At 62.1% G+C, this 25,726-nt stretch carries 30 protein-coding genes and 1 tRNA gene; 14 read left to right on the forward strand and 17 right to left on the reverse strand.

Features of this window, described 5'->3' with window-relative positions:
• Positions 1-38: 38 nt before the first annotated feature.
• The 4 genes from ACFQJC_RS12005 to ACFQJC_RS12020 all read left to right on the forward strand — a co-directional run bounded on the left by ACFQJC_RS12005 (position 39) and on the right by ACFQJC_RS12020 (position 2,084).
• Positions 39-368 (forward strand): hypothetical protein, encoded by a 330-nt coding sequence (locus ACFQJC_RS12005; protein ID WP_390223774.1) that lies wholly within the window; start codon positions 39-41, stop codon positions 366-368.
• Positions 369-432: 64 nt separating this feature from the next.
• Complete coding sequence (locus tag ACFQJC_RS12010) at positions 433-654, forward strand: hypothetical protein (RefSeq protein WP_390223776.1); 222 nt, start codon at positions 433-435, stop codon at positions 652-654.
• A 67-nt stretch (positions 655-721) separates the two neighbouring features.
• Positions 722-1,033, forward strand: a complete 312-nt coding sequence (locus ACFQJC_RS12015) for a peptide ABC transporter ATP-binding protein (RefSeq protein ID WP_390223777.1) — start codon at positions 722-724, stop codon at positions 1,031-1,033.
• 61 nt (positions 1,034-1,094) lie between these two features.
• Positions 1,095-2,084, forward strand: coding sequence for an NAD-dependent epimerase/dehydratase family protein (locus ACFQJC_RS12020; protein ID WP_390223779.1), 990 nt, complete (start codon positions 1,095-1,097; stop codon positions 2,082-2,084).
• A 57-nt stretch (positions 2,085-2,141) separates the two neighbouring features.
• On the opposite strand, the gene ACFQJC_RS12025 is transcribed toward ACFQJC_RS12020, so the two are convergent.
• Entirely contained in the window at positions 2,142-2,834 is a 693-nt protein-coding gene (locus ACFQJC_RS12025; RefSeq protein ID WP_390223780.1) for an HD domain-containing protein, read from the reverse strand.
• A 180-nt stretch (positions 2,835-3,014) separates the two neighbouring features.
• Here ACFQJC_RS12025 and ACFQJC_RS12030 point away from each other — a divergent pair, with 180 nt between their 5' ends.
• Entirely contained in the window at positions 3,015-3,746 is a 732-nt protein-coding gene (locus tag ACFQJC_RS12030; RefSeq protein WP_390223782.1) for an alanyl-tRNA editing protein, read from the forward strand.
• 1 nt (position 3,747) lies between these two features.
• Here ACFQJC_RS12030 and ACFQJC_RS12035 read toward each other — a convergent pair whose 3' ends face one another.
• The 9 genes from ACFQJC_RS12035 to ACFQJC_RS12075 all read right to left on the reverse strand — a co-directional run bounded on the left by ACFQJC_RS12035 (position 3,748) and on the right by ACFQJC_RS12075 (position 13,768).
• Entirely contained in the window at positions 3,748-4,503 is a 756-nt protein-coding gene (locus ACFQJC_RS12035) for an FkbM family methyltransferase (protein WP_390223784.1), read from the reverse strand.
• Positions 4,504-4,700: 197 nt separating this feature from the next.
• Positions 4,701-4,803, reverse strand: a tRNA-Gln gene (locus tag ACFQJC_RS12040).
• A 122-nt stretch (positions 4,804-4,925) separates the two neighbouring features.
• The gene (locus ACFQJC_RS12045; RefSeq protein WP_390223786.1) at positions 4,926-5,378 is read right to left on the reverse strand and encodes a metal-dependent transcriptional regulator; all 453 of its coding nucleotides are present in this window, start codon (positions 5,376-5,378) and stop codon (positions 4,926-4,928) included.
• Positions 5,379-5,382: 4 nt separating this feature from the next.
• A complete protein-coding gene (locus ACFQJC_RS12050; protein ID WP_390225609.1) occupies positions 5,383-5,874 on the reverse strand; it encodes a ferritin-like domain-containing protein in 492 nt (163 codons plus the stop codon).
• 94 nt (positions 5,875-5,968) lie between these two features.
• Positions 5,969-7,093 (reverse strand): succinylglutamate desuccinylase/aspartoacylase family protein, encoded by a 1,125-nt coding sequence (locus ACFQJC_RS12055; protein WP_390223788.1) that lies wholly within the window; start codon positions 7,091-7,093, stop codon positions 5,969-5,971.
• Positions 7,094-7,286: 193 nt separating this feature from the next.
• A complete protein-coding gene (sufD, locus tag ACFQJC_RS12060; RefSeq protein ID WP_390223790.1) occupies positions 7,287-8,498 on the reverse strand; it encodes a Fe-S cluster assembly protein SufD in 1,212 nt (403 codons plus the stop codon).
• Between the two features lie 3 nt (positions 8,499-8,501).
• Entirely contained in the window at positions 8,502-9,932 is a 1,431-nt protein-coding gene (gene sufB, locus ACFQJC_RS12065) for a Fe-S cluster assembly protein SufB (RefSeq protein ID WP_390223792.1), read from the reverse strand.
• Positions 9,933-9,950: 18 nt separating this feature from the next.
• Positions 9,951-10,856, reverse strand: coding sequence for an ABC transporter ATP-binding protein (locus tag ACFQJC_RS12070; protein ID WP_390223793.1), 906 nt, complete (start codon positions 10,854-10,856; stop codon positions 9,951-9,953).
• Positions 10,857-11,068: 212 nt separating this feature from the next.
• A complete protein-coding gene (locus ACFQJC_RS12075) occupies positions 11,069-13,768 on the reverse strand; it encodes a DNA-directed DNA polymerase (protein WP_390223795.1) in 2,700 nt (899 codons plus the stop codon).
• A 104-nt stretch (positions 13,769-13,872) separates the two neighbouring features.
• Here ACFQJC_RS12075 and ACFQJC_RS12080 point away from each other — a divergent pair, with 104 nt between their 5' ends.
• The 3 genes from ACFQJC_RS12080 to ACFQJC_RS12090 are packed head-to-tail and all read left to right on the forward strand — an operon-like array spanning position 13,873 to position 15,072.
• A complete protein-coding gene (locus ACFQJC_RS12080) occupies positions 13,873-14,058 on the forward strand; it encodes a DUF7331 family protein (protein WP_390223797.1) in 186 nt (61 codons plus the stop codon).
• Positions 14,059-14,117: 59 nt separating this feature from the next.
• Entirely contained in the window at positions 14,118-14,618 is a 501-nt protein-coding gene (locus ACFQJC_RS12085; protein WP_390223799.1) for a DUF7322 domain-containing protein, read from the forward strand.
• Positions 14,619-14,643: 25 nt separating this feature from the next.
• Positions 14,644-15,072 carry a DUF7346 family protein gene (locus ACFQJC_RS12090; RefSeq protein ID WP_390223801.1) on the forward strand — a complete coding sequence of 143 codons (429 nt, stop codon included), beginning with the start codon at positions 14,644-14,646 and terminating at the stop codon, positions 15,070-15,072.
• Here the strand turns inward: ACFQJC_RS12090 and rad50 are convergent, their stop codons facing one another.
• The 4 genes from rad50 to ACFQJC_RS12110 are packed head-to-tail and all read right to left on the reverse strand — an operon-like array spanning position 15,073 to position 19,768.
• Positions 15,073-17,751, reverse strand: coding sequence for a DNA double-strand break repair ATPase Rad50 (gene rad50, locus ACFQJC_RS12095; RefSeq protein ID WP_390223803.1), 2,679 nt, complete (start codon positions 17,749-17,751; stop codon positions 15,073-15,075).
• A complete protein-coding gene (mre11, locus tag ACFQJC_RS12100) occupies positions 17,748-19,124 on the reverse strand; it encodes a DNA double-strand break repair protein Mre11 (protein ID WP_390223805.1) in 1,377 nt (458 codons plus the stop codon). The genes rad50 and mre11 overlap by 4 nt, the downstream gene beginning before the upstream one ends.
• A complete protein-coding gene (locus tag ACFQJC_RS12105; RefSeq protein WP_390223807.1) occupies positions 19,125-19,472 on the reverse strand; it encodes a hypothetical protein in 348 nt (115 codons plus the stop codon).
• A 26-nt stretch (positions 19,473-19,498) separates the two neighbouring features.
• Entirely contained in the window at positions 19,499-19,768 is a 270-nt protein-coding gene (locus tag ACFQJC_RS12110; protein ID WP_390223809.1) for a MarR family transcriptional regulator, read from the reverse strand.
• Between the two features lie 173 nt (positions 19,769-19,941).
• On the opposite strand from ACFQJC_RS12110, the gene pan1 reads away from it, so the two are divergent.
• Positions 19,942-21,159 carry a proteasome-activating nucleotidase Pan1 gene (pan1, locus tag ACFQJC_RS12115; RefSeq protein WP_390223811.1) on the forward strand — a complete coding sequence of 406 codons (1,218 nt, stop codon included), beginning with the start codon at positions 19,942-19,944 and terminating at the stop codon, positions 21,157-21,159.
• A gap of 90 nt (positions 21,160-21,249) precedes the next feature.
• On the opposite strand, the gene ACFQJC_RS12120 is transcribed toward pan1, so the two are convergent.
• Both ACFQJC_RS12120 and ACFQJC_RS12125 read right to left on the reverse strand, forming a co-directional pair.
• Entirely contained in the window at positions 21,250-21,384 is a 135-nt protein-coding gene (locus ACFQJC_RS12120) for a hypothetical protein (RefSeq protein ID WP_390223813.1), read from the reverse strand.
• A gap of 41 nt (positions 21,385-21,425) precedes the next feature.
• Positions 21,426-21,554: a hypothetical protein gene (locus tag ACFQJC_RS12125; RefSeq protein WP_390223815.1), complete on the reverse strand. Its 129-nt coding sequence runs from the start codon at positions 21,552-21,554 to the stop codon at positions 21,426-21,428.
• 3 nt (positions 21,555-21,557) lie between these two features.
• Here ACFQJC_RS12125 and nth point away from each other — a divergent pair, with 3 nt between their 5' ends.
• Positions 21,558-22,241 (forward strand): endonuclease III, encoded by a 684-nt coding sequence (gene nth / locus ACFQJC_RS12130; RefSeq protein WP_390223817.1) that lies wholly within the window; start codon positions 21,558-21,560, stop codon positions 22,239-22,241.
• A gap of 27 nt (positions 22,242-22,268) precedes the next feature.
• Here the strand turns inward: nth and ACFQJC_RS12135 are convergent, their stop codons facing one another.
• Complete coding sequence (locus ACFQJC_RS12135) at positions 22,269-22,751, reverse strand: DUF7321 family protein (protein ID WP_390223819.1); 483 nt, start codon at positions 22,749-22,751, stop codon at positions 22,269-22,271.
• 216 nt (positions 22,752-22,967) lie between these two features.
• Between ACFQJC_RS12135 and ACFQJC_RS12140 the strand changes: the two genes are divergently transcribed.
• From ACFQJC_RS12140 to ACFQJC_RS12155, 4 genes are all read left to right on the forward strand, one after another.
• Positions 22,968-23,813, forward strand: coding sequence for a DUF7319 domain-containing protein (locus ACFQJC_RS12140; RefSeq protein WP_390223821.1), 846 nt, complete (start codon positions 22,968-22,970; stop codon positions 23,811-23,813).
• Positions 23,814-23,882: 69 nt separating this feature from the next.
• Positions 23,883-24,533 (forward strand): halocyanin domain-containing protein, encoded by a 651-nt coding sequence (locus tag ACFQJC_RS12145; RefSeq protein WP_390223823.1) that lies wholly within the window; start codon positions 23,883-23,885, stop codon positions 24,531-24,533.
• The gene (locus ACFQJC_RS12150; RefSeq protein WP_390223825.1) at positions 24,533-24,919 is read left to right on the forward strand and encodes a DUF7318 family protein; all 387 of its coding nucleotides are present in this window, start codon (positions 24,533-24,535) and stop codon (positions 24,917-24,919) included. Before ACFQJC_RS12145 ends, ACFQJC_RS12150 begins: the two co-directional genes overlap by 1 nt.
• 3 nt (positions 24,920-24,922) lie before the next feature.
• Positions 24,923-25,717 carry a cytochrome b gene (locus ACFQJC_RS12155; protein WP_390223827.1) on the forward strand — a complete coding sequence of 265 codons (795 nt, stop codon included), beginning with the start codon at positions 24,923-24,925 and terminating at the stop codon, positions 25,715-25,717.
• The last annotated feature ends 9 nt before the right edge of the window (positions 25,718-25,726 follow it).

The raw sequence follows: 25,726 nt of genomic DNA on the forward strand, positions 1-25,726 counted from the left end.
CCCCGCGATATTTTTTCGTGCGCGCTGAACGCCAGCGTATGCCCCGCGAGTACGACAAACTCGTCAGAGACGACATCCCACGCATCATCCGCAAATCGGGCGAGACGCCCGTGACCCACGTCGCCGACGGCGAGGAGTTCGACCGCCGCCTCGCCGCGAAGCTGGTCGAAGAAGCCCGCGAATTCGAAGAGGCGCGCGAGGTCGATGAGAACGACCAACTCGAAGAACTCGCAGACGTGGTCGCAGTCATCGACGCGATTCTCGCTCGAAACGAGGAAGACTGGGAGACTCTGAGACGACTCGTTTCTGAAAAGGAGTCGGAGCGTGGGGGCTTCGAAGATGCCATCGTCCTCGAATGTGTCGAATAGCGAATATTCTCAGATAGCTACCACTGACCGCCGAAGTTATCTATCCTGTCAACGTGGTAACTGTATGAGCGACGCAACAACACCAGAGTCCCACATCGACGAGACCACGACGTGGCCCGACCTCGCCATCGGTCTCTACGACCGACTGACCGGCCGCAACGCCGAGATTACGTACGCGTTCGACAACATGACCGTCGATGTCCCGAGCGGCACCGGAGAAGACGCCGAACACGCGCACTGGCGACTTGATGGCACAGTTCGAGTCACCACCCGTGAGCGAGACTGAACAGCGCACAGTCGAGCCACTCTCGGTTCAGACAGACGATTTCACAGTTACAGTCGAAGGCGTGAGGATGCCAGTCGTTTCGACCGGCGACAGATTGTTCGTCGAAGTTCCAACGCTCGGCGGCGCGCTCCGTGTCGCGCGGCACCTCGACGGTGACAGTCTGGACGAACCGTCTCGCCTGTTACGTGCGACGGGGCTGACGACTGAGCTACGGGTTCGTGGCCGAACCGTGGTGGTCGTTGGCACGGATGCCCATTCGGGAGTCGTAGCCCGATGGCTCGGTCTCGACCCTGCAGAGGTCCGAGTCGGTGGGGTGGCAAGTGCGGTCGGCGATGCCGTGCGCACCACTGCCGGCCACCTCCACTCGATAGTTCGCTGAACCACCGGAACCCGCCGCCGGTTCTCCCACGTTTTTCACGACGCATCGCTCACTCCGGGATATGAACAACGCGCTCGTCATCGGCGGCACGCGATTCATCGGCCGCCACCTCGTCGAGGACCTGCTCGACAACGACTACGACGTGACCATCTTCAACCGCGGGAACCACGACAACCCCTTCAGTGACGACCCGCGCGTCCAACACATCCAGGGCGACCGGAAGGACGACGAGGCCCTCCGCACCGCAAAGCTCACCGTCGAACCCGACGCTGTCTTCGACTGCGTGGCCTACCACCCCGGCGACGTGGTCTCGGCGGTGGACACCTTCACCGACGTTGACGCATACGTCTACATCTCCAGCGGCGCGGCCTACGGAACCGAAGAGATTCCGAAACGCGAAGGAGTCGCCCAACTCTGCGACTGTTCGGACGAACAAGCGCAGTCCGACAGTGACGAGAGCTACGGCCCGCGAAAGGCCGAAGGCGACCGCGTCGTCTTCGAAGCCGCGTCCCGAGGAATCAACGCGATGTCCATCCGCCCGTGTATCGTCTACGGGCCGGACGATTACACCGAGCGCCTCGACTACTGGATAGACAGAGTTCTCAACTACGACCGGGTGCTCGTCCCCGGCGACGGGACGAACCTCTGGCACCGCGCCTACGTCGAAGACGTGGCGAGCGCGATGCGCATCATCGCCGAGGAAGGTGAGGCCGGAGAAGCCTATAACGTGGGCGACCAGCGCCTCGTCACGCTTCGAGAGATGGTCGAACTCGTCGCCGACGTGGCGGGGACGGACGTCGAAGTCGTCACCGCGGGCGAGCGCGAACTCGCCGCCGCCGACCTCTCACCGACCGACTTCATCCTCTATCGGGAGTATCCACACGTCCTCTCGACGGGCAAACTCGCCGCTCTCGGATGGGAATCGACTCCCGTCGAAGAAGCGATGCGACGGTCCGTCGAGAGTCACCGCGAGAGCGAGCGCGACGGAGCAGAGTGGGACCCCGGACGAGAGGCAGAAGAGCGCGTGCTCTCGATTCTCGACACGCTCTGAGCGTCGTCGCTAAGGCGCTCGCTGGTCGAACGGGACGCTGAAAAATCGGGCTTCGACTCAGATGTCGAAGCTCTCGGTGTGGTCCATCTCCGGCACTTCTTCTTCGAGCCACTCGCGGAACCACTTGACGCGCTTGAGGCGCTGATGGGCGATGCTGTCGGCGGTGTCGGTGACGAGTCGCTGCGAGGCGTCGCGGCCGCGCTCGAAGACGCGTTCGACCATCTCGGAAGCGTCCATGTGCGTCCGGGCCTCGTAGCCCATCCGAAGCAGCATGAGCGCCGTGCCGTTGGCACCGATTTTGTCGAGGATGTCGGCTTCGATGAGACACCGCGTCTCCAGTGCCACGTCCATCAGGTCGCCCTGGTAGGAGTGGTCGGAGACGACTTGGCATACCTGTTCGGTGAACGATTCGGGGTAGTCGCCGTGAGTCGTCAGGAACTCGCGGGCGACGCGGGCACCCTCTTCGGCGTGGACCTCCTGTTCGGCTTCGAGTTTGGAGATGTCGTGGAAGAGGGCGGCGACGCGAACTACGTCGGTGTCTGCACCTTCTCGTTCGGCGATGTGCGACGCGAGGCTGACGACGTTCAGAATGTGGTTGAAGCGGTACTCCGCAGAATGCCACGGATACCATCGCATCCGGCCGCCGTCGTCTTCGTTTTCGACGCTCGCACTGAGATAATCGAGGACGAACCGCTTCATGTCCTCGAATTCCGCGTCAGAGACCGACGAATCTTTGATTTCAACGCCCACGATGAGACCTCCGTGGGGGTGAGCGAATCTCTCGTTTCATTACACGGAATGAGGGTCGTTCTACTCTTAGGCGTTACGACACCCTGAGTGTTTGATTCGGCGTCTTCGGCCACATCTGCCCTACAACTCGCGGGACTCAGAAGTGACAACGATAACTATCAGTCGTGCGTCCACCAGCACATGACCGAAGCGCGCTATCTCAGTGCGACGACGCAGTTCACCTTCGAGACGACGGTCGAGGAAGTCCGTGGCGACGACCGCGTCGTCCTCGGCGAAACCTGCTTCTATCCGACCGGCGGCGGCCAACCGCACGACACTGGAACCCTCTCGGCCGACGGCGACGAGTGGCGCGTCGTCGAGGTGACCAAACGCGACCGAATCGAGCACGTCGTCGAAGGCGGTGCCCCGGAAGTCGGCACGACCGTCACCGGGCTCATCGACGAAGCCCGCCGACGCGCTCACATGCGCTACCACACGGCCCAACACCTCCTCTCGTCGGTTCTGCTCACCGAGTTCGACGCCGAAACCACCGGCAACCAACTGTACCACGACCACGCCCACCTCGACTGCGCCTACGAGCGATTCGACGAGGCCGACCTCCAGACCATCGAGACGCGCATGAACGAACTCGTCGCCGACGACCTGCCCGTCAGGTGGTACACCCTCGACCGAGACGACGCAGAAGCGACCCTCGACCCCGAACGAACACGCCTGCATCTCCTTCCCGATTCGATACGCGAAGTCCGAATCGTCGAAATCGGCGGCGAAGCCGACCCGTTGGACCAGACCGCCTGCGCAGGGACGCACGTCGCCTCGACCGGTGAAATCGGCACTGTCGTCGTCACCGGCCGGACGACTCAGGGTTCGGAACACGAACGGGTCGAGTTCGAACTCGAACAGGTCTCGAACTGAGTTACGACTCTCGCGGTTCGCACACCCATCCTTCTCTGACCGGGATGAGTCGATACCCGCGCTCGCGGAGCACCGCTGCGGCCGCCGATTCGTCGTGGCCGTCGCGGGCGTCGTGCACTTCGAAGTAAATCGTCGGCTGATGTCGCTCCAACACCGACGTCGCGCCTTCCAAGACCTCCATACCGAATCCTTCTACGTCTATCTTGATGTGGTCCGGCGGCGGAACCTCACCAGATTCGACCAGCGAATCGAGTCGGCGCATCTGCAACTCGACTCGCTCTTCGACGCTCGCCTCCCACGCGCTCGCGTGCGCGACCGAGAACGACCCCAACTCGTCGTAACTCGACTGGTGGAAGGTTCGCGTCTCGTCTGCGTTCCCGATTCCGCACGCGAGGTGCGTGACCCGGTTTTCGAACTCGTTGAGACGAATATTCGACGTGAGTTGGTCGGCGACTCGGGCGTTCGGTTCGACGGCGACGACGCGAACGCTCGGGTCGCTCGCCGCCGCCGCGAGCGTGTACGTTCCCGTGTTCGCGCCGACGTCGATGACGACGTCTCCGGGTGAGAGGTTCGAGAGGAGCGCGTGGAGGAGTACGTCCTCGCCGTGGCGATTGTACAGTTCGTAACTTCGGAAGGAGACGCCGTCTACGTACTTCGTCGTCGTGAACAGTTCGTGGCGGTAGTTCCTCCGGACGAGTGCGTAGTGGAGCGAGTAGGAGAGGTGGCGGAGGGTCGAAAGCGGGTGCCGCGGCAACACGTTGTGTAGGTGTCAAACGGTGAGGGTAAAAATGGGTGGGGAGGTTCGAAATGATAGAGAATGCACTTATCGGTTTTATTTCCCGGTTGATTTTTGAAAATATCTCCCAGACGGATTCGAACCTCGGTCACTCCGCTTCGCGTCGTTCCCTGTTTCGAATCCTCGTTGTGACTATTCACTCACTGACGTTCGTAAAATAGTCCCAGGCGGATTCGAACCGCCGTCAACGGCTGTCTTCTCGGTACGCATGAACCGTACCAATCCAAAGGCCGTTATGATTGGCCACTACACCATGGGACTTCACTTTGCTCGTCCCATGTACCTCGCAATCCATCCGGATTGCTCGACACCATGAGACTGCAACCGATGATTACCCGGTCCCAAATGAAAACGCTTCGATTCGAGTCGATGCCGGAGGCGGATTAGTCCGCGACTTCCGTCTCGGTCTCTGCTTCGCCGCCGCACACGTCGAGATACTTGCAGGCGTCCGTCTCGGGGTCGAAACAGTCGGGACACTCCGAGTTGCGGTCGATAATCGTGTCGAGTCGGTCCGCAATCATCCCGTCGATGACGGGTTCGAGTTCGCGTGCCTCCGCGCGGAACTCGTCCACTTCGAGGACGTTCGAGAGGAAGCGCTCGATGATGCAGTAGGTCTGGAGGGCATCGCGGGCTTGGACGATGCCGTCGTCGGTGAGGGTGACGCCCTTGTACTTCTCGTGCTCGGCGAGGCCACGAGATTCGAGTTTGCCGATCATCTCGTTGGCACTCGCCGGACTGACGTCCATCATGTCCGCGAGCGCGCCCGTCGCCGCCGGGCCATTTTCCATCTGTTGCAGCAGGTAAATCGCTTTGACGTACTGGTCTGCGGTGTTCATCGTGTTACTCGCGTTCTTCCATGATTTTCGTCACTTCTTCGACCCCATCGGCTTCCTCGGCGCGAATCTCGGAGAGCGTCGCAATCAGCTCTTCGCGGTCGATGGTGAACTGTGCCTCGCTGGCTTCGACTGCTTTGATAACGTCGTCGTAGAACTTGTAGGCCGTCTCCTCGTTACAGAGTTGGTCGTAGAGCACGCCGTCGAAGTCCTCGGGTTTCGTCTGGCCGTACTGGGCTTCGACGAGCGCCTCGATTTCCTCGAACGGGATGCTCTCGACGTCGAGACGGTCGATGATGTCTTCGAGTCGGCCGCGGTGTTCGGCGGACTCCTCTGCGGCGTGTTCGAGCAGCGCTCGAATCTCGTCGTCGAGCGACTCGTCACCCATCGCTTCGTGGTGATGGTAGGCGCGTGCTTCTACCACCTCTTCGAGGACGATGCCAATCTGCAAGAGACGCGCGAGTTGGTGGTCGGACGTGACCTGATAGCCCACGCTCACGCCAGACACCCCTCGTTCAAATACGATACCGACTGAATCATACTCAGACCTGAGTCTGTAACGGACTTAAGCGGTTCCCCTTTCGGGTTTCGGCTCAGACCTCGCCTTCTTCCGGAGCGGGGGGCGCTTCGGCCACTCCCCCTTCGGGTTCCGTCGGGTGCGGCCGACGGCCCATCCAGTGATAGGTCCCAATCCGTTCGTAGCCGCCTTCATCGACGATTTTCTCGATTATCGGTCTCTCTGCTTCGTCGATAGAGACGACGTGTGCGATAATCTGCCCCGGGACGGTAATCGGGTTCGCGGCCATGCCGATGATGAGTCCGGTAAACGGCGCTTCGACGACGTGTTCTTCGCGTTTGAAGTGGTCGGAGACGGTACAGACCGACTTCCCCTCCTCGACGATTGGATACGGTCCCCAGTTCATATCCACCCACCCGCCCGCGTTCGACCGAATCCACCGCTTTTCTTTCGACCCGACGATTCGCTGCCACACGGGTTCGCTCTCGAACTCGGCGTCTATCATGCCGAAGTAGGCGAACAGGTTGTGCAGGTGGTCGAGTGCCACATCGACCATCACTGGCTGATATCGCTGGGCCTCGCCCATCTCCACGGTAATCGTCGGAATGCCGTTCTCCGAGGCGATACGGCGCATCATTCCCTTCGACCCCGCCCCGTCGAGGACGACCGCCGAGAGGAATGCGTTTGCCACCTCTGCGACTGCGGGGTCGCTCATGTCCGCTCGCGTGTGGAAGATAGTCACCTTGTTTCGCGTCGAGGTGTGGAAGTCCACACCCATATCGCAGTTGGAGATAAAGCGGTCGTAGATGACCTTCGCAATCTGCTGGCCTTCGTTGCCGTCTTCTCTCCCCGGGAACGCCCGGTTCAGGTCGCGGTCGTAAATCGGCAGGTAGCGCATGTGCGCGCGGTACCCCGGCACGTTGAGAACGTGCAGACAGACGATGGTCCCCGAGAGTTCCTGTGGGTCGTAGCGGTCCGCGACCTCTTGGACGACCTTGACACCGTTGACTTCGTCCCCGTGCATCGCTGCACTGACGAACACTTTCGGACCCGCGTGGACCCCGTTGATGATCGTCACCGGAATCTCTATCGGGTCACCGAGATAGGACTCACCGACCTCGTACATGATGTGTCGTTTCTCACCGGGTCGAACCTCGGCGTCGTAGCGGAATGCCTCTCCATCGTTGCTGTTGGTTGCCATCGTGTTTCTCCGAATGCAGGTAGTACGCTGACAGCGAGCAAAACCATTAGCAATCAGACAGTTTCGTGACTGACTGAATCGCGTGATGTTCAGAGAGACGAGAACAGTGAAAGAGAGCACACCGGGTTAGCGTTTCCACTCGTACGGCCGAGTACAGGAGTCTGTAAAAACGGAAAACCGCGTAACAGCGCGCTTAGTGCAGGCGCGCGGCGATGAGTTCTTCGAGGTCCTCGCGGAACTCGTCCACGTCGATTTCTTCGAGGACGGGGACGAAGAAGCCCTCCACGAGCATGTTGCGTGCCTGCCGTTCGGGGATGGACCGAGAGACCATGTAGAAGAGGTCCTCTTTGTCCACCTGACCGACCGAGGCGGCGTGGGACGCTTCGGTGTCGTGGTTGTGGATGATGAGCTTCGGCGACGCGTCTGCCTCCGATTCGTCGGAGAGCATCAGCGTGTTCTCGCGCTGGTAGGAGTTGGTGCGCCAGGCGTCGCGGCCGACGTTCTGGACGCCCTCGTAGACCGAACGCGCCTCTTCGTCGAGGACGCCGCGGGTGACGAGGTCCGCCATCGTGTTCTCGGCGTTGTGCCAGACACGGGCGTTCACGTCGAGGTGCTGGTCGCCGTGACCGAAGAACGCACCGACGATTTTCGTCTCCGAACCTTCGCCGTTGAGTTCGGTCTCGATGTCGCTGCGGGTGAGACGCGACCCGAGGTTGCCCTCGATCCAGTTGACCGTCGAGTGGTTCGCAGTGATACCGCGCTTGAGCGAGTACGTATAGGAGTCCTCGGCGAGGTTCTGGAGCGACCCGTACTGGACGTACGAGTTCTCGCCCGCATCGACCTCGACGAGGTTCGAGAAGTACCGCGCGTCGTCGCCCGAACTCTCGCCGGACTCGATGCCTTCGAGGATGGTCACGGACGACGACTCCTCGGTGACGACGAGCGTGTGGCTGAAGAGCGACCGAGAGTTCATCTCGGCGCGAATCTTCACGTCCTCTGCGTTGACGCCCTCGGGGACGTAGATGAACGTACCCGTGGTGAAGAGGGCCGCAGAGAGTGCCGTCAGGTAGTTCGTTTCGAGGTCAACGACGGAGCCGAAGCGCTCCTCGATGAGGTCGCCGTACTCGTCGAGCGCCTCCGTGAAGGGGAGGACGACGACGTCGTCGGGTGCCTCACGAGTCGTCTCGTCGGACTGGTTGAGGGGGTCCACGAGCGACTCGAAGTCGAGGGCTTCGAGGTTCGTCCAGCGACGGCCCGGCGTCTGGATGACGTTGGGCAGTTCGAGGTCGTCGAGCGCCGACAGCGCGTCGAGACGTGTTTCGAGGAGCCACTCGGGCTCGTCCCGTGCGTCCGAAATCTCTCGTACTGTCTCTGCGGACAGGTTTGCGGGAAGTTGTGCGCTCATTGGTTATCCGAGGCTACCCTCCATTTCGAGTTCCACGAGTCGGTTGAGTTCGACTGCGTACTCGATAGGCAGTTCCTCCGTGATGGGTTCGATGAACCCGGAGACGATCATCTGCTTCGCGTCGTCGTCGTCGAGGCCGCGCGATTGGAGGTAGAAGATGTCTTCGTCTCCAATCTTGCCGACGGTCGCCTCGTGGGCGACGTCAACTTGGGACTCGTTGATCTCCATGTACGGCATCGTGTCCGAGGTGGACTCGTTGTCGAACATCAGCGCGTCACACTCGACGGCCGTCGAGGAGTTCGTCGCGCCGTTGGCGATGTGGACGAGTCCGCGGTAGTTGGTGCGGCCGCCGTCCTTCGAGATGGACTTGGACTCGATGGTCGATTTCGTCTCGGGGGCGTTGTGGTAGACCTTCGCACCGGTGTCGATGTTCTGGCCTTCACCCGCGAACGCGATGGTGATGTGGTTGTCGGATGCGCCGCGGCCCTTGAGAATCGAGGCCGGGTAGAGCATCGTCGCCTTCGACCCCATGGAGCCGGAAATCCACTCCATGCGACCGTTCTTCTCGACGATGGCGCGCTTCGTGTTCAGGTTGTACGTGTTCTTCGACCAGTTCTGGACGGTCGAGTACTGGACGTGCGCGTCCTCGCCGACGAACACTTCGACGCCGCCGGAGTGGAGGTTGAACGCCGAGTACTTCGGCGCGGAACAGCCCTCGATGTAGTGGACTTCGGAGCCACTTTCGGCGACGATGAGCGTGTGCTCGAACTGGCCCATGCCCTCGGAGTTCATGCGGAAGTACGCCTGTACCGGCATATCGACCGTCGTATCTTCGGGGACGTAGACGAACGACCCGCCGGACCAAATCGCGCCGTGGAGCGCGGCGAACTTGTTGTCGCTCGGGGGGACGCACTTCGTCATGAAGTACTCCTTGACGATGTCTTCGTGTTCCTGGACCGCTTGGTCCATGTTCATGAAGACGACGCCTTTCTCTTCCCAGCGCTCCTGCATGTTCTGGTAGACGACTTCGGACTCGTACTGGGCACCGACGCCGGAGAGGGCGTTCTTCTCGGCTTCCGGGATTCCCAGTTTGTCGAACGTATCCTTGATGTCGTCCGGCAGGTCGCGCCAGTCATCGACGCCGCCGCGGACGTCCACGTCGGGTCGGATGTACGGCACGATTTCGTTTACGTCAACCTCGGAGAGGTCGGGCTGGCCGGGCCAGTCGGTTGGCATCGGCATCTTCTGGAACTGCTTCAGGGCGCGGAGACGCCGCTGGAGCATCCATTCGGGTTCGTCTTTGTCTTCGGAGATGACGCGGATGGTCTCTTCGGTGAGACCCTTGTCGGCCGCGAAGGCGGACTTCTGCTCCTTCTTGAACTCGAAGCGAGCTTCCGTGTCTGTCTCTTTGAGGTGGTCTTGATCGGAACTCATGGTGTTGTGTAGGGGTGGTTACGCGGTCTCGTAGACTTCCTCGCGGACCCAGTCGTAGCCCTTGTCTTCGAGCTCGGCCGCGAGGCTTGCGTCGCCGCTCTTGACGACTTTACCGTCGAGCATGATGTGGACGTGGTCCGGCTCGACGTATTCGAGGATGCGCTGGTAGTGGGTGATCTGGAGGATACCCGTGCCCTGCTCGTCGCGGAGGGCGTTGATGCCCTTCGAGACGTCTTGCAGGCGGTCGATGTCGAGACCGGAGTCGATCTCGTCGAGCACGGCGATGGACGGTTCGAGGATGGCGGCCTGCAGCACTTCGTTCTGCTTTTTCTCACCGCCGGAGAAGCCGGCGTTGAGGTAGCGCTGCATGAACTTCTCGTCCATGTCGAGCAGGTCCATCTTCTCCTTGAGGAGCTTCTGGAACTCTGCGACGCCGATTTCGCCCTCATCGACAGGACCGGCCATCGGCGACGGAACTTCCTCGTCTGCTGCTTCTTCTTCGGCCTCGTCTTCGCCGAAGAGGAGTTCTTCGCGCTCGTCGAGCTTCGCGTTGAGCGCGGTACGGAGGAAGTTCGTCATCGTGACGCCCTCGATCTCCGCGGGGTACTGGAAGCCGAGGAAGATGCCGAGCGCGGCGCGCTCGTTCGGTTCCAGTTCCAGAAGGTTCCACGTGCGAGCGTCTTCCGGAATGTCGATATCGCCGAAGTCACCGTCTTCGAGGTGGAGAAGAATCTCGCCGTCGGTCACTTCGTAGGCCGGGTGGCCTGCGATTACCTTGGAGGTGGTCGATTTACCGGACCCGTTCGGCCCCATCAGGGCGTGGATTTCGCCGGAACGGACTTCCAAATCGACTCCTCGCAGAATCTGCTCACCGTCTTCCTCCGCGACTCGTGCGTGGAGGTTTGTAATCTCGAGAGTTGCCATCGTTGGTTCGTTGCCTCGTACTCGAAGCCTGGGGAGTTATACCCATAATGCTTGCGCATTTACCCCCGGTCCTTTTTCGAGAACAAAAATTTGTTTTCAGAACGAGAAAGAAAGAGACCGGGCGGCGAGAGAAATCGAACTGTTCGGGAAGCTAGTTCGAACCACAAATACTGCGAAAATCGGAAGTTACGGTCCGCGAACGGACCGGATGTTCACATGAAGCTGCCGAGTCCCGTCTGTTGTTGGCCGCTTTTCACCTCGTCCCACGACATTCCGAGGGCCTCGATGATACGCGAAATCGGGCCTTCCAGCGTCTTTTCGAGCATGACGTCCCACGCGACCTCGAACGCTTCGGGCACCTGGTCGGCGTACTCGAAGCAGATGACGTCGGGGTCGCGCTTGAACTCGCGGTAGAGGTCGTCCTGCTGCGGGTCGAACGTCCCGCTCGACTCCAACTCGCGGAACCACGTCGGGTGGACTTTTGCGAGGTAGAGTCGCTTCGGTTTCGACCCCCGGCCGAAGTTCGTCCCCAAGAACGCGTTGGCGTACATCGCCCCGCGGACGTGCGCGGTAGCCGTATCGTACGCCGAGAGGCGCTTGCCGATACCGCCCGGAATTCCGATTTCCTCGAGCGGGAGGTCACCGGCCTGGAAGTCGGTGATGATGTCGTGGAGGTACTCTTTGATGACCTCGGTGTCCTCACCGTGGACGATTTGCTCGATGACCGTCTTCTGGACCTCTTTCGTGATTTGGGCGATGTCAGACCGCTTGTACTCGAAGCCGGTGATGTCGATGTCGTCTACGTCTTTGCCCTCCTTCCAGACGATGTGACCCGCGTAGCGTTTCTTCTTGCCGGCTTGGAAGAACCGCCGGTAGAGTTTCTCGAACTCGATTTGGAAGCGGTGTTCTTCGGCGTCGAGTTCGTCGCGCGCGAAGTCGTCGTAGGCGGCGTTGATTCGCTCTTCTATCTCGAACGACTGTTCGATTGCCTCTTCTTTCGTCACGTCGGGACCGAGCGCGAGCATCACGGAGTCGGTGTCGCCGTAGGCGACAGAGTAGCCCAACTCACTCGCTTGCCGGTCGGTGAAGTTGATGACCTCGCGGCCGGTTGCGGTGACCGCCGCGCCCATCTCCTTGTCGTAGAGGCGGAAGCGGTCCCAGCCCAGCACGCCATAGAGGGAGTTCATGATGACCTTCACCGCGGCCTGCTGGCGGTCGAACTGGTCGTACTCGGGGCTTCCCGGCGCGTGCTCGTTGCGCAGGCTCTTCTTCTCGTCGCGCTCGCCGAGGAGTTCGTCCACCATCTCCCGGATGATGCCGTCCGGTTCTTTTCTGAAGTGCGTCCCGTTCGGTGCGCGGAACATCTCGCCGTCGTACTCCTCGGGGTCAACTTTCGTCTCGGGCGACGCGTTGATGGTCACCATACACATCGGGTACAGCGACTTCAGGTCGAGCACCGTGACGTTCTCTTTGACGCCCGTGATGGGGTCGAAGACGGCACCACCCTCGTAGTCTTCCGACTCCTGTTGGCCCTTCGAGGGGAGCGCGAACTCGCCGTAGACCTTGTGGAGCACGTAGATGTCCACCGTGTCGCCGGGCGTCGGCGCGTCTTCGAGCTTACACCCGACGAACGAGCGCACCTCGTCCCAGAAGGCGATGATGTCCTGCTTGCGGTCGATTTCGACACACAACTCCACGTCGCGCAGGTTGTATTCGAGCAGGCGCTTGGGGTCCTGTTCCCACAGGTCGCCGATGTCGCCCGAGTAGCGCTCTTTGCCAACGTCGAGTTCGAGTTCGCCCACCGCGTCCAGTCGGTACGATTCGAGTTCGGTGAACTGGGTTCGCTTGTAGGCGTAGAGCAGGTCGAAGACGACGCGGCCCTTGATGTCCGGGCCGCCCCAGCCACTTCGCCACACCTCGCCCAGTCGAGACATGCGGTCCGAATCGAGGTCGTAGTCCGAACCGGGGTTGAGTTCGTCTAACCGGTCGAGGAAGTACGGCGCGTCGAAGTCGTCGAAGTTCCAGCCGGTGAGCACGTCGGGGTTCGTCCGCTCGATGTACGTGAGGAAGGCGTCGAGCATCGCGTCCTCGCCGTCGAACGTGCGGATATCGACCGACGCGTCGTCGCGGAGGTAGTCGTAGTCGGGGAACTCCTCGGGCCGTTTGCCCTCGCCGTCGGGGGCGACGGCGTGCCAGACGATGTACTCGTCGTCGTAGGAGTCGTGCGAGGTAAGACAGATAATCGGCTCCTCGCCGTCTTCGGGGAAGCCGTTGCGGTCGTTGACCTCGATGTCGAAGGTGTTGACGCGGAGGTTCGCATCGACCGCCGTCGCTTCGATTTCCTCGTGGTGGATTTGAATCGTGCCGTCGTCGAGGCGGCGCGCGGGGACGCGAACGCCCTGTTTGATGTCCTTGTCGATGAGCAGGCGATTCGGAAAGAGGATGTCGGCTTCGTAGTGGTCGAACTCGTCGCGTATCTGGCCGACGTCCCGCGGGGTTCGCGTGCAGATTTTCGTCAGGTCCTCGCCGCGGATACTCGCGTAGCCGTCTTCGGTCTTCGTGATGACCTCCTTGTCGAGCACGTCGTCGTCCAGCGACTCGGTGGGCGCGTAGAAGTACGGCTCAAAGCCGAGTACGCGGACGTGCTCGGGCGTGTCGTCGGGAGTACGGCCGAAGACGTGGAGCACCGGGTACTCACTCCGGCCGGACCCTTCGATGGTGTAATCGACCTGCGTGATGGCGAGTTCGACGGAGCCATCTGCGTCGGGGAATTTGATATCGTTCGTATCGATAACGTCCGAGACGTACTGACTCCCGTTGCCAGCGACGAAGGCGGCCTCCTCGTCGGGGCGGCCCTCGCCCGCGGCATCGTCGTCGGCCCCTCCGAAGTCGGCCAAACCCGTCTGCGTCATTGCCGATGCTTCGGTATCGGCGGTAAAAACCCCGGCGTTTCTGTAGGCCATCCGAAATCCACGGAAAGACATTTACCCTGGTGTGACATTCTGTACCATGTCACATGACCAACCACGCATCTTCAAATCGGTGGGACGGTACGACTGACGGCAACGGACCACGTGGTCTCACTGGCGCCGAGACAGTCGAATCCTACGACATCGACGGTGGCGTGGTGTTCTACGACGCAGAGAACCCATTGGCGTGGGTCGAGACGACGCTCACGATGTTGCTCGACGACTGCGCCTAACCACCACTCCCAACCGCGGAAGCGGTTTCTTTTTGCCAACTCGGCCACTCATCGAAACTGTGATCGACGGAGAGCGGCGCGACGACGACGATTTCGTCTCCGAAATCGACCCCGAGACCAGATGGGAGGACGCGGAATCGCGCTGGGGAAACCCCGAATACGACCTCCCGAACATTCCGAGCGTCCGCATTCCCTCGATCGAACCTAACCCGGAGGAAGACGAGTTCTCCGCCGACGTGGCTCCAGAACAGATGAAACTCTTCTGGGGGAGCGTCTTCCTCGCCAACGTCGCGCTCGCCGGTCTCTCGCTCGGCCCGATGCTCATCTACTTCCGAGACGAGTGGCTCTTCGGCGGCGGCGCGCTCGCCCTCGGTATCGTCTCGCTCGCCCGCCTGTACACGATGTACAGAGAGTACGAATCCACCGACTGGGAGCAAGTCAAAGCCGAACGCGAGGACGACGAGAGCGAGAGTGATTCGGCTCCGGCCGACGAGGACGAGAGCCGGACTGACGACGAAAACGGCGATTCGAGCGCGGACGACGCCGAGCGCAATCCCTAACAGTCGTCCGTCCCTCTTCTCAGCCATGCGAACCGTCCGCGGTCCCGACGGTCGGACCTATCTCCTCATCAAGCAGTCGAGCGATTCGAGTCGCGTCCGCGACCCGGAGACCGGCGACGAGCAGTACTTCCCGAACGACGAACTCGACGCAATTAGTGGCGAGTCGCCGCTCGAAACCGCGGCCCACGGCATCGACGCGCCCGTCCGGACGATTCTCACCGCCGTTCCGAACGAGCGCGCGCTCGGTCTGCTCGTCGAACTCGTAGACCGCGGCGAAGTGCCGATTCTCGACCTCCTCGACTCTTATGACCTCTGCGAGAGCGATCTCCACGGCCTGCTCGTAGAGTTCAAACTCGCGGGTCTCATCGAAGAGGTCGAACTCTACGGCGAGCGAGGCTACGCGGCGACGGCGGTGGCGAAAGAGGGAATCGAGCGGCTTCGAGCGGGCGAGTAGCTAATCGTCCGCGAGCATCCCCGCCAACGACGCGACGTCGGTGTGCTCCACCGACGACCGATTCGTCGTCGGGTTCTTCTCGACGCGGACGAGGTCGTCTGCCGCGCCGACGAGTTCGTCGTCGTGGCTGACGATGAGAATCTGTTTGACGCCGCGCTGTTGCATGTCTTCGACCAGTCCGATGAGCCGAGAGACGTGGCCGTCGTCGAGGAACACCGTCGGTTCGTCGAGGATGAGCGGCGGGAGCGGGGCGGCACCGTCGATTCCCTCCGCGAGCAGTCGATAGATTGCACAGCGGAGGCTGAGGTTGAACAGCGCGCGCTCGCCGCCGGAGAGTTGCTCGGGACTGAGCGCGGTGCCGTCTTTCTGGAACACGGTGAGTTCGTAGTCGCCGTCGAGTCGAATCCGCGAGTAGGCGTCGTTGCCGTAGACGAGGTCGAACGTCTCGTTGAGCATGCGTTCGAGCACCTCGACGTTGCGCTGGCGCAGTTCGGCTCTGAGGTCGCCGTAGGTCGATTCGAGCGTCGAAACCTCGTCGTGGAGCGATTCGAGCGCCTCGACGCGTTCGGCGAGCAAATCGTGGCGCTCGCGGAGTTCGGCGAGTTGCTCCAACTCGGCTTTCACGCCGCCGATGCGACCCTGCAGGTCGTCTCGTTTGGCCTTGAGGTCCGGCAGGACGCCCTCGACGTTGCTGAGGTACTCTTGTGCGTTCTCTTTTCGAGCCTCGGCCGTCTCGATATCCGCCTCTTCGACCGCCTCGCGGAGTTCGTCTCGGCGCTCGCGGCGCTCTTGGAGGTGGTCGCGGCGCTCGTCGTTGATGTCGGCGAGCGACTGGCGTTTCTCGCGCAGGCGTTCTTGCTCGTCGCGGTGGTCCGCTTGCGTATCGAGCAAGGATTCGATTCGGTCCAGTGTCTCCCGGCGCGCGTCGAGCGCGTCGAGGTCGGATTCGAGTGACTCGACCGTCTCTTTGGCTTCGGTTGCGCGCTCGGCTTGTCCCGATGCGGCCTCGCGTTTCGCTTCGGCCTCGTCGGCTAATTCGTCGGCCTCGTCTCGCTTCGCGTCGAGTTCGGATCCGCGGTCCTCGACGAGCGATTCGCGGTCCTCGATTCGCTCGCGGACGAGCGACAGGCTGTTTTCGAGTGACTCCGCGCGCGACTCGGCGTCCACCAGGGCTTCGGCCGCCTCGACCGACTCGTCGAGAGCGTCGAGACGCGATTCGAGTTCGTCGATGCGCTCGGTGAGTTCCTCGACGTCCGACTCTCGGTCGCCAATCGCATCGACGTGCGGCGACGATTCGACCGATTGCCCGCACTCAGGGCACTTGCCGGCGTCGCGGAGTTGCTTCGCTTCGGCGAGTCGCTCGCGGGCGTTCTTCAACTCGGTCTTCGTCTGTGCGAGCGTCTCTCGCACCTCTGAGCGTTCGCTTCGGCGCTCGTCGAGGAGGGCTGCGGCATCACCGCGCGCGACGGGTGCGTCTTCGAACTGCTCGTCGATGTCGGCCAGCGACGACTCGATGTCGTCGCGTTTCTCGGCGAATTCGTCGAGGTCCGACCGGGCTTCTTCGATAGCCTGCTGGTCGTCGTCTGCCGATTTGCGCTTTTCTTCCGCACGCGAGGCGAGTTCTTCTGCGCGTTCTTCGAGGCGCTCTCTCTGTGCGGTGAGCGCCTGTGCTTTCGTCCGCGCTTCGGTGAGTTCCTCGCGGAGTTCGGACTCTCGCTCTGCTAACTCCTCGCGCCGTGCGTCGAGCGCCTCCTCGCTCGCCTCGGTGAGTTCGGTGTCGGCGACGACGTCGGCGAGTCGCCCGTCCACGTCGTCGAGTTCGGTTTCGAGGTCGCGGACGCGCTCGGACAGCGAGTCGCGTTCGCGCTCGGTCGCCGAGATTTTCTCCGTGAGGTCATCGACCGCCGACTCGACTTCGGCGAGTTGCTCGCGCTGTTCGGCGTGTGCTTCGAGCGTCGCGTTGACCGCTTCGAGGACGGACTCGGCCTCCTCGCGGTTCGCTTCGTAGTTGGAAATCTGCTCGTCGAGTTCCGAGCGCTTGGATTCGAGCGCGTTGAGCGTCGCGTGGAGGTCGGCGTCCTCTTTCGCCTCGATTTGCGAGGCGAGGTCTTCGAGCGCACCGCGCTTGTTCGACAACACGTCGTTGACGCCGAGGCGGGCGTCTACCGCTCGCTCTCGGTAGTCTTCGAGTTTGCCGAGTTGGAGCAGGTCGTCTATCATGTCCTGTCGCTGGGCGGGCGAGGCGTTGATGAGTTTGTTGACCTCGCCCTGCTGGACGTAGGCGCAGTTGACGAACGCCTCGGCGTCCATGCGCAGGAGCGAGGCGACGAAGCTCCGAACGTCGCGCGCGCCCTCGACCGTCCCCGATGGGCCTTCGAGCACGCACTTCGCCGTCGTCGCTCGCTGGCCCGTGTTTCTGATGCGGCGCTCGATTCGATACTGGCCGTCGTCGTGGACGAACTCCAGTTCGAGTTCGGCGTCGTCCGCGCCGGTCGTGACGATATCTTCGAGATTTCCGTCCAGCGCCTTCGACCCGTAGAGCGCGAAGAAGCAGGCTTCGAGGAGCGAGGATTTCCCGCTCCCGTTGACGCCGTGAATCACGGTGACGCCGTCTCGAAGGTCGAGTTCGGCGTCCTCGTACGGTTTGAAGTTCCGCAGGGCGATTCGGGTGAACCTCACGCGAAATCACCCAGTGAGCTGTTTTCGTTGGACTCCGCGTCTGTCTCCGTCTCTGCGTCCGAATTCACGTCTGAATCGTCCTCTCGAATCGCCTCGCCGTCGGTGCCACCGTTAGCGACGGCATCGGCGACCGCGGCGACTTTCTCGTTGTCTGCTTCGTCTGCGTCCGAGACCTCTGTCGTCTCGTCCGGGTCCGCTACTTCGTCGCCGTCGTCCGCGTCTGCTTTTCCGTCGCCGTCGCCTGCCTGCGGACTCTCGGCCGTCGTGAACGCACTCAGGTCGTCGTCGATACGCTCGGCGAGTCGCGTCTTCACCTCCTCGCGGACGTTGGAGTCGGCGACTTTGCTCGCGCGAATCGTCTCCTCCACGTCGAGGGCGGCGGTCGAAAGCCCCATCTCGCGGACGCGCTCTCGCACGGCGTCGTCCGGGTCGGCGAAAGAGACATCGGTGGCGACCGGCGCGTCGAGGTCGAGTTCGCGGCGGTCGGTGACGCGCGCGACGAGCGCGCCCTGTTCGGTGGCGAACGTCTCGACGGCCGCGGAGGTGACAGTCTCGCCCTCGCCCGTCAGTTCGATGATGGCGACGGCCTCAGTGAGGTCGAACTCGCGGACGCGCTGGCGGACGCGTTCGATGCCCTCGTCGCCCGCGAGTTCGACCGAGATGAACTCGAACGGACGCGTTTCGAGGGTTCGACGGCGGATGTCGATGGTCTCGGAGAATTCGACGAGGTTGTAGCCGCGGGGGTCGCGTTCGCTCGCGCTCGCGCGCTCGGTCGAACCACAGTACGTCACCCAGGTGTCGCCGACTTCGGCCACGTCGGGGACGTGGTTGTCGCCCAAGAGCATCGCGTCGAAGGCGACGTTCGACTCGGAGAGGACGGTCTCGGTCTCCCAGTCGCCGTGGACGAAGGGCGTAAAGAGGCCGTGGCCGACGAGCACCGCGTGCGTCTGGTCGTGCGCGTCGAACTGGTAGTCGAGTTCGTCGCGTCGGGAGCGCGGGACGTGGTCGAGACCGTAGAAGGCCACGTCGCCGACGACGTGCGGCGAACTGCCGAGTCTGGTCGCAAGCCCGAGGCGTTCGAACAGGTCGAGCCACTGCCCGCCGCGGGTCGATTCGTGGTTGCCGACGATTGCGAGGAATGGAATCCCCGCGTCGTCGAGTTTCCGAAGCGCCGCGAGCGTGCCGAGGAGGTCCGGTAACTCGGGGCGTCGGTCGTGGTACAGGTCGCCCGCGTGGATGACCGCATCCACGTCGTCCGAGCACGCGTCTTCGACCACCTGCTCGAAGGCGGCCAGAAAGTCCTGACGGCGCGCGGGCGAGTGGTACTGCTGGTACCCAATGTGGGTGTCGCCGGTGTGTATCACCCGTGTCATCTATCCGGTGATTTGCCGCCCCCGCTGAAAACCGTTATGCGCGGACCGAGAGTGAACCGGGTCGCCGTCGAGTGCGGCGCGGAGGTCGGCGAGGTCCGAGAGGAGCACTCGTCCCTCTCGTGCGAGGTCGTGGTCACCGGCGTGGGCAGCGCGGGTAACTGCCGCTCGGAGTCGTGACTCGCCGTCGTCGTCCAGAAACGCGGCCGCCGTGAGGAGTGACGAGAACGCGCGGCGCGCCGCTGCGATGGTGGCGCGGTGAGAGAGGGAGTGGGGAGAACGGGCCGATTCGGGTGACGAGTCGTCTGCGAGTGCGGAGAGTGCGCGGCCGACGGTGTCGGGGTCAGTCATGGGCCGACGTGGCCGCGGCTTCGGACTTAAATCTTCAGCGTGTAGAGGCGCTTGCGCGCATCCGAGAAGGAAAAGCGCGAATCGACCGCGCCCTCCTCTTCGAGCCGCGACAGCGCGTATCGGACCGTCCGCGGCGGAAGCAGCGACTCCTCGGCGATTTGGCTCTGGGTGAGCGTCTCTTCGTAGTCGAGAATCTTCACGACCAACTTCGCGCTCGGCGGCATGTCTCGGACGGCCGCCCAGCGGTCTTCGGTGTTCGCTTCGGTCTGCGGTTCGACCGCTTCCGTGGTGCTCATCGTATCCTATCCCAGGCAATGCTATTAGATAATATTTGCTATGTCGAATTATGAATAACAGTAATTTCGTGTGACGCGCGTCAGACTGTCTACACCCCAGTAAACGGACAGGAGAGCCAGCGAGAACCACACACACCCGAAGCCTCATAAGAGCCTGTGCCCTACCACGGCTGATGACCGACACTGTGGACGACGTCGACCTCCCCTACGATGAGGAGACGGCGTCGCAGCAGGAGAAGCTTTCAGCTCTACAAGAGCGACTCAACGTTCTCGAATCGCAGAACGAGGAGATGCGGGACAAGCTTCTCGATGCGAATGCAGAGAACAACAAGTACCAACAGAAGCTCGAACGGCTGACCCACGAGAACAAGAAGCTCAAGCAGTCGCCGCTGTTCGTTGCGACGGTACAGGAAATCACCGACGAGGGGGTCATCATCAAGCAGCACGGTAACAACCAAGAGGCCCTCACCGAAGTGACCGAAGAGATGCGCGAAGAGTTAGAACCCGACGCGCGCGTCGCAGTGAACAACTCGCTTTCTATCGTCAAGCGACTCGACAAAGAGACCGACGTGCGGGCACGCGTCATGCAGGTCGAGCACAGCCCCGATGTCACCTACGAGGACATCGGTGGGCTCGAAGAGCAGATGCAGGAAGTCCGCGAGACGGTCGAGATGCCGCTCGACCGCCCCGAGATGTTCGAGAAAGTGGGTATCGACCCACCCGCTGGCGTCCTCCTGTACGGACCGCCGGGCACCGGGAAGACCATGCTCGCCAAAGCCGTCGCCAACCAGACGAACGCTTCGTTCATCAAGATGGCCGGCTCCGAACTGGTGCACAAGTTCATCGGTGAGGGCGCAAAGCTCGTCCGCGACCTGTTCGAGGTCGCCCGGGAGAACGAGCCTGCCGTCATCTTCATCGACGAAATCGACGCCATCGCGTCGAAGCGCACCGACTCGAAGACCTCCGGCGACGCCGAGGTCCAGCGGACGATGATGCAACTGCTCGCCGAGATGGACGGCTTCGACGAGCGCGGTAACATCCGCCTCATCGCGGCGACCAACCGCTTCGACATGCTCGACCCCGCCATCCTTCGTCCGGGTCGCTTCGACCGCCTCATCGAAGTGCCCAAGCCGAACGACGAAGGCCGCGAAATCATCTTCAAGATTCACACGCGCAAGATGAACGTCGCCGACGACGTGGACTTCGCAGAACTCGCCGAGCTGGCCGAGAACGCCTCCGGTGCCGACGTGAAGGCCATCTGTACCGAGGCCGGGATGTTCGCCATCCGCGACGACCGCACGGAAATCTTCATGGAAGACTTCGTCGGCGCGTGGGAGAAGATACAGAACGAATCGGAAGACGACACCGACGTCTCCCGCGCCTTCGCATAAGGCGACCTTCTCTTTCGACCGACGCTGGTTTTCAGAAGTAAGTGACAGAGTGCCGACGACGCTCCGTGAACTGGGCGAGTGCGCTTCGTTCTACGCTGGGAACACGAAGTACGGAATGACGAACAGGACGACGAACATCGCAGCGAGGATGAGACCGTAGCCGACGAGCGTCGCGGCGGCGGTCAACCACGCTTCGCGGCGGCCCGGTAAATCGAGAGTAGCCATGCTCGTCCGGTCGCGGTCGTGGATGATAAATCGTTGGTGTTCTACGCCGCCGTCTCGCGGTCCGCGACGGGGGCCATCAGGTAGCCACCGAAGCCGAGCGCCCACAGCAGGATTGGGTAGGCGACATCGCCGGAACCCGAACGACTGAAAGCGACTGGGTCGCACCCCACTGTATGGGCACGCCACTCGACACCCGCGAGGCGCAGGCCGAGGAGGTCCTCGAACGTCTGTACGAGGAGTACCCCGACACGACGATTTCGCTGAACTACTCGAACCGGCTCGAACTGCTCATCGCCGTCATGCTCTCGGCGCAGTGTACCGACGAGCGCGTGAACAAGGTCACCGCCGAGTTGTTCGAAAAGTACGACTCCGCCGAGGACTACGCCGACGCCGACCAAGAGGAGTTGGCCGAGGACATCAACTCTATCACGTACTTCAACAACAAGGCGAAGTACATCCGGTCGGCCTGCACCGACATCATCGAAGAACACGACGGCGAGGTTCCGGACACCATGTCGGAGTTGACCGACCTCGCGGGCGTCGGCCGCAAGACGGCGAACGTCGTCCTCCAGCACGGTCACGACATCGTCGAGGGCATCGTCGTCGATACGCACGTCCAACGCATCTCGCGGCGACTCGGTCTCACCGAAGAAGAGTACCCGGAACAAATCGAACAGGACCTGATGCCCGTCGTCCCCGAGACCGACTGGCAGCAGTACACCCACTTACTCATCAGTCACGGGCGCGCAGTGTGCGACGCGCGCAACCCGTCGTGCGACGAGTGCGTGCTCGAAGATATCTGTCCGTCGTCGAAACTCCAGCACGACGTAGACCTGGCGAAGAACGAGGCGTGGTGACGGAGTCGTCGCCTTCGGAGTCTACTCTCAAGCGAGGACGTAGCCGGTGACGTATCGGTAGACGCCGAGAACCCACGCGAGCATCCAAAAGAGCACGTAACCGAAGACGCCGACGCGGAGTCGGCCGCGCCACGCGCTCATGTTTTCGTGTAAGTCGTCGAGCGAGATGTCCTGGTCGGGGTCGTGATACAGGTTCGCTCGCCACTTCGCTTGGAAGATACGGACGATTCCCGTGAGCGCGAACACGAGCATCGCGTAGGCCTGCAACCCCAAGATGGCGTGGAGCGCCGTCAGGCCGTTCAACTGCTCGAAGAGTCGCGGAATCATCCACGTCACCACGGGTACGGTGTTGAGCACCAAGCCGGGGAAGATGATTTTGAGGTGGTAGACGAGCACGTCCCACGTCACCGTCTCGGCGTCGATCATGATCCACGCGCCGTAGAGGTAGAACGGAAGACTCACCGTGACGGTGAGCGCGGCGAGGGTGGCGAGGGTCGTCTCGTCTGCCATTGGCCGCGCTTAGAACCGGGGTGCCGTAAAGCGACCGATGCGGTTCGATGCGTTCGAGCGCTAGACCACTCGGCGCAGTTCGAACGCGAACTCGGAGCCGCCCACTTGGCCATCCATTCGAGCGCCGGACTATTCCCACCCGTTCGAGCGCCGGACCACTCGACGGCTACCCGAGAGGTCGGAACACGTTTACCGGCGTGGACCCTACCTCGGGCGATGGCAGATTCGTCTTCCGCACCGGCCGACGACCCCGAGTCGCCCGACGCGGATACTGACGACGCGGTCGTGTCACGAGACGACGCCGACCTCGAAGCGCTGCGCCAAGCCGTCGAGGAGAAGTACGACTTCGAGAACTTCGGCCCGGCGGATATGGCGAAGATGAGCGTCGAAGAGTGGGAGGCCGCTTTCGACCCCGAGTCGTGGATAGTCGGCGACGAGTTACTCGAACGAGTCGAAGAGGAACTCCGCTACCGCATTGCGATTCGAGAGGTGTTCGCGGTGCTCGAACGCGTCACCGAAAACGGGGAACCGCGCATTCTCGCCTACTCCGACGAGGGGTACGCCGTCGTCTACCCCGACGGGAGCATCGAGGGCGAAGGGACGGTGCTCCGCGACGTGAAACCGACCGTCGCGCTCTGTTCGATGGACGACTTCGACGTGAATCAGGCACCCGAGACGGTCTCGTTACCGACGCCCGAGTCCGTCGCAGAAGGGACGGGTGACTTCGGGAACCGCGTGCTCCAACTCGTCGCCTTCGGGCAGTTACTCGGCGGCCTGTCGCTCATCGCGGCATATCTGTTCGTTCCGGAAGCGGATTCGATCGTCGCCCCGCTCGCCGGCATCGCGTTCATCCTTATCGGGGTGTTCCTCTTCGTGGTCGTCGCCAACGCGAGACTCTCGGACCGGTTCCGCGCCGAAGAGTACCGTGACCGCCTGCGCGCGTTGGGGCTGGAAACCGGCGCACGGCCCGACTTCGTTCCCGCCTTCGACGGCGACGACGTGACGCGAGAGCGACTCGTCGATGTGCCCGAAAACGGGCCGCTCAGTTCCGAGCGACAGTAACCCGTAAACGCCCCGCTGTGGAGGCATAGTCGGTGGGTTTAAGCACGAAGCATCCTGACCAACGACCGTATGAAAAGGCGGGAGTTTCTCCGAATGGCCGGTGGCACGACAGCCGCCGCGACCGCTGCCGCCGGGACCGCCGCTGCGCAGGAAGGCGAAGGCGGTGGAGGCGCGGTTCAACCCGACTTCGGTGGCTACCTCGACGGCGTCGATGGTGGGTACCAAGACAATCGTGGCCAAAGCGAGGTCACGGTCGAGGTCGGTGCCGCCGGTAACGGTGGCGACCTAGCGTTTGCCCCGGCAGGAATGTGGATCGACCCCGGTACGACCGTGACGTGGGAGTGGACCGGCAACGGCGGTGGCCACAACGTCGTCGCCAGCGAGGGTGCCTCGCTCGACTCCGGTTCGCCAGTCGCCGAAGCCGGCACCACGTACGAGTACACCTTCGAAGAGGGTGACGCGGGAATCACGAAGTACCACTGCGCACCGCACGAAGCACTCGGCATGCTCGGTGCAGTCGCGGTCGGCGAAGACGTTCCGACCGTGTCGGCCGGCGGCGGTGGCGGCGAGAAGGAACTCGAAGAACTCGGTGTTCCGATTCAGGCGCACTGGGTCGGCGCAGCGACGATTCTCGGCATCATCGTCACCATGATTTATTCCTTCTTCATCCTGAAGTACGGTGAGTCCGCGAACACGGGCAACACTGGAGGTGGCGAATAATGTCTTCGAGTGGCAGTACATACGGCGATATTCACCGATACGAACCGGCACGCGAGAGCACGACGGCGGCCATCGCAATCGTCCTCCTGACGATTATCGAGGTCGTGTTCGTCTTCCTCTTTACCTACGGATTCGTCTCCGGGTGGGGGCTGACGGACACGGGTAACATGTTCCTCGGTGGCATCCTCGCCGTCATCTTCGTGGACCTCGCGTTCATCCTTGCACTGTACCGCAAAGAGTTCCTCCCGGACGTCATCATCGTCAAGAAACGACGTCGCAAGTGGGAAGACCTCTACGTCCGCGAGGAGGACGCCGATGGAAACTCACTGGGTGACGGCGCGTGGGACCAAGTCAAGCGCGCGGTGTACCCCTACTACAAGCGATAACACATGAGCCTCGAACGCAAAGACGACTACGACCACAAGTCCTGGATGAGAGAGAAGAATCTCACCCCGGTGGAGACGACGTTCCTCACCGTTCTCATCTGGCTTGACAAGCGACTTCGCATCGTTGACTACCTCGAACTGCTGGAGGGCCTCTACTACCGGGTCAACCTGCAGATGCCGAAGAGTCACACCGAACAGTACAACCTCGACAACAAGTTCTGGTACTGGTACCCGCTCTACACCCTCGGGCTGTTCTCGACGCTCGCGTACGTCGTCGCAGCCATCAGTGGTGCACTGCTCGGGTTCTACTACTCGCCCGCGACGACGGGCGACCCGACGACGGCGTACGCCAGTATCGAAGCCATCATGACCGAACTCCAGTTCGGCTTCATGCTCCGTTCGGTCCACCGCTGGGCCGCACAGGTCATGGTCGCCGCCGTGTTCCTGCACATGCTCCGTGTCTACTTCACGGGCGCGTACAAGGAACCGCGCGAACTCAACTGGCTCATCGGCATCGTCCTCATCAGTCTGACGATGGTGTTCGGATACACGGGCTACCTGCTGCCGTGGGACCAGCTCGCGTTCTGGGCCGGTCAGATCGGCGTCGAGATGTCGCTGTCCGTTCCCCTCGCCGGCGAGTGGGTGGCACAACTCCTCTTCGGTGGGTTCACGCTGAGTCAAGCGACGCTGCAACGTATGTACATCATCCACGTGTTCCTGCTCCCCTTCGTGGTGACGACGCTCATCGCGATTCACATCGGTATCGTGTGGGTGCAGGGCATCGCAGAGCCGCACTAAGGAGAACAA

The sequence above is a fragment of the Haloferax namakaokahaiae genome, assembly GCF_042663225.1.
GTDB classification, from domain to species: domain Archaea; phylum Halobacteriota; class Halobacteria; order Halobacteriales; family Haloferacaceae; genus Haloferax; species Haloferax namakaokahaiae.

What these genes read in the sequence shown, in the direction of transcription:
- ACFQJC_RS12005 (WP_390223774.1), top strand. Translation starts at nt 39, where the DNA reads ATGCCCCGCGAGTACGACAAACTCGTCAGAGACGACATCCCACGCATC.
- ACFQJC_RS12010 (WP_390223776.1), top strand. Translation starts at nt 433, where the DNA reads ATGAGCGACGCAACAACACCAGAGTCCCACATCGACGAGACCACGACG.
- ACFQJC_RS12015 (WP_390223777.1), top strand. Translation starts at nt 722, where the DNA reads ATGCCAGTCGTTTCGACCGGCGACAGATTGTTCGTCGAAGTTCCAACG.
- ACFQJC_RS12020 (WP_390223779.1), top strand. Translation starts at nt 1,095, where the DNA reads ATGAACAACGCGCTCGTCATCGGCGGCACGCGATTCATCGGCCGCCAC.
- ACFQJC_RS12030 (WP_390223782.1), top strand. Translation starts at nt 3,015, where the DNA reads ATGACCGAAGCGCGCTATCTCAGTGCGACGACGCAGTTCACCTTCGAG.
- ACFQJC_RS12045 (WP_390223786.1), bottom strand. Translation starts at nt 5,378, where the DNA reads ATGAACACCGCAGACCAGTACGTCAAAGCGATTTACCTGCTGCAACAG.
- ACFQJC_RS12055 (WP_390223788.1), bottom strand. Translation starts at nt 7,093, where the DNA reads ATGGCAACCAACAGCAACGATGGAGAGGCATTCCGCTACGACGCCGAG.
- sufD (WP_390223790.1), bottom strand. Translation starts at nt 8,498, where the DNA reads ATGAGCGCACAACTTCCCGCAAACCTGTCCGCAGAGACAGTACGAGAG.
- sufB (WP_390223792.1), bottom strand. Translation starts at nt 9,932, where the DNA reads ATGAGTTCCGATCAAGACCACCTCAAAGAGACAGACACGGAAGCTCGC.
- ACFQJC_RS12070 (WP_390223793.1), bottom strand. Translation starts at nt 10,856, where the DNA reads ATGGCAACTCTCGAGATTACAAACCTCCACGCACGAGTCGCGGAGGAA.
- ACFQJC_RS12075 (WP_390223795.1), bottom strand. Translation starts at nt 13,768, where the DNA reads ATGACGCAGACGGGTTTGGCCGACTTCGGAGGGGCCGACGACGATGCC.
- ACFQJC_RS12080 (WP_390223797.1), top strand. Translation starts at nt 13,873, where the DNA reads ATGACCAACCACGCATCTTCAAATCGGTGGGACGGTACGACTGACGGC.
- ACFQJC_RS12090 (WP_390223801.1), top strand. Translation starts at nt 14,644, where the DNA reads ATGCGAACCGTCCGCGGTCCCGACGGTCGGACCTATCTCCTCATCAAG.
- mre11 (WP_390223805.1), bottom strand. Translation starts at nt 19,124, where the DNA reads ATGACACGGGTGATACACACCGGCGACACCCACATTGGGTACCAGCAG.
- ACFQJC_RS12105 (WP_390223807.1), bottom strand. Translation starts at nt 19,472, where the DNA reads ATGACTGACCCCGACACCGTCGGCCGCGCACTCTCCGCACTCGCAGAC.
- ACFQJC_RS12110 (WP_390223809.1), bottom strand. Translation starts at nt 19,768, where the DNA reads ATGAGCACCACGGAAGCGGTCGAACCGCAGACCGAAGCGAACACCGAA.
- pan1 (WP_390223811.1), top strand. Translation starts at nt 19,942, where the DNA reads ATGACCGACACTGTGGACGACGTCGACCTCCCCTACGATGAGGAGACG.
- ACFQJC_RS12120 (WP_390223813.1), bottom strand. Translation starts at nt 21,384, where the DNA reads ATGGCTACTCTCGATTTACCGGGCCGCCGCGAAGCGTGGTTGACCGCC.
- nth (WP_390223817.1), top strand. Translation starts at nt 21,558, where the DNA reads ATGGGCACGCCACTCGACACCCGCGAGGCGCAGGCCGAGGAGGTCCTC.
- ACFQJC_RS12135 (WP_390223819.1), bottom strand. Translation starts at nt 22,751, where the DNA reads ATGGCAGACGAGACGACCCTCGCCACCCTCGCCGCGCTCACCGTCACG.
- ACFQJC_RS12140 (WP_390223821.1), top strand. Translation starts at nt 22,968, where the DNA reads ATGGCAGATTCGTCTTCCGCACCGGCCGACGACCCCGAGTCGCCCGAC.
- ACFQJC_RS12145 (WP_390223823.1), top strand. Translation starts at nt 23,883, where the DNA reads ATGAAAAGGCGGGAGTTTCTCCGAATGGCCGGTGGCACGACAGCCGCC.
- ACFQJC_RS12150 (WP_390223825.1), top strand. Translation starts at nt 24,533, where the DNA reads ATGTCTTCGAGTGGCAGTACATACGGCGATATTCACCGATACGAACCG.
- ACFQJC_RS12155 (WP_390223827.1), top strand. Translation starts at nt 24,923, where the DNA reads ATGAGCCTCGAACGCAAAGACGACTACGACCACAAGTCCTGGATGAGA.